Annotated in this window: 1 protein-coding gene; it reads right to left on the bottom strand. The window is 63.3% G+C overall.

Translation table 11 applies throughout. From position 1 onward, the window contains the following. Positions 1-1,344: immunoglobulin-like domain-containing protein (locus tag AC1DIH_RS28090; RefSeq protein ID WP_477774079.1), on the bottom strand; the 1,344-nt coding region annotated here is incomplete at both ends.

The following is a 1,344-nucleotide window of genomic DNA, read 5'->3' as shown; positions in this document are numbered from 1 at the left end:
TTGGTAATCGCGTTGGTCAGCGGGGTGTGGCCGACYAGCGCGTCGTTCGGCGCGGTGGTGGTCGCGGTGCCGCTGGACTGGCCGACCGGGATGGTGATGGTCTGGCCGTTGGCCAGGGTCACGATCACTGCCGAACCGGTGACCGGCGCACTGACAGTCGCGGTGTAGGTGACGGTGCCGCCTTCGGCCGCCGAATCGGTGGCGGTCAGTTTCACCGTCGAGGTGTCGATGGTGTCGGTGACGTTGGTGACTGCTGGTGTGCTGCTGGTGACCAAGTTCTCGAAGTTGCCACCGGTGGCGGTGGTGATCGTCGCCTGGACCTTGCCGGCGTCGAGGTAGACGTCGTCTTTGGGTGCATCGACCACCACGGAGCCGGTGGTTTTGCCGGCGTCGATGTTGATGACCGCGCCGTTGCTCAGGGTCACGCTCATCGCAGTGCCGGCCGGGTTGGTCAGCGTCGCGGTGTAGGTGATGTGGCCGCCTTCGGCCACGGAACCGGTCGCCGTCAGGCTGAGACCGGTGTTGTCGATCGAATCGGTGATGGTGGTGACCGCGGGGGTGGTACTCGGGGTCAGTTGCTCGAAGTTGCCGCCCGTGGTGCTTTCGATAGTGGTGCTGACGGTGCTGCCGTTCTTGTAGACGTCGTTGGCCGGGGTATCGACCACCACCGAGCCGCTGGTTTTGCCAGCTTCGATGTTGATGACTGCACCGTTGGACAGGGTGACGGTCATCGCGGTGCCGGCTGGATTGGTCAGCGTGGCGGTGTAGGTGATCTGCCCACCTTCGGTGATCGAACCGGTCGCCGTCAGGCTCAGGCCGGTGTTATCGATCGAATCGGTAATCGTCGTAACGGCCGGGGTGGTGCTCGGGGTCAGCTGTTCGAAGTTGCCACCGGTGGTGCTTTCGATGGTGGTGCTGACGGTGCTGCCGTTCTTGTAGACGTCGTTGGCCGGGGTATCGACCGCCACCGAACCGCTGGTTTTACCGGCTTCGATGTTGATCACTGCGCCGTTGGACAGGGTGACGGTCATCGGCGTGCCGGCCGGATTGGTCAGGGTCGCGGTGTAAGTGATCTGGCCACCTTCAATCACCGAACCATTCGCCGTCAGGCTCAACCCGGTGTTGTCGATCGAATCGGTGATGGTGGTGACCGCGGGGGTGGTACTCGGGGTCAGTTGCTCGAAGTTGCCGCCCGTGGTGCTTTCGATAGTGGTGCTGACGGTACTGCCGTTCTTGTAGACGTCGTTGGCTGGAGTATCGACCACCACCGAACCGCTGGTTTTGCCGGCTTCGATGTTGATCACTGCGCCGTTCGACAGGGTCACGCTCATGGCGGTGCCGGCC

It is taken from the genome of Pseudomonas sp. 05N36 (assembly GCF_056397385.1).
This window is presented reverse-complemented; position numbering and strand designations above follow the sequence as displayed.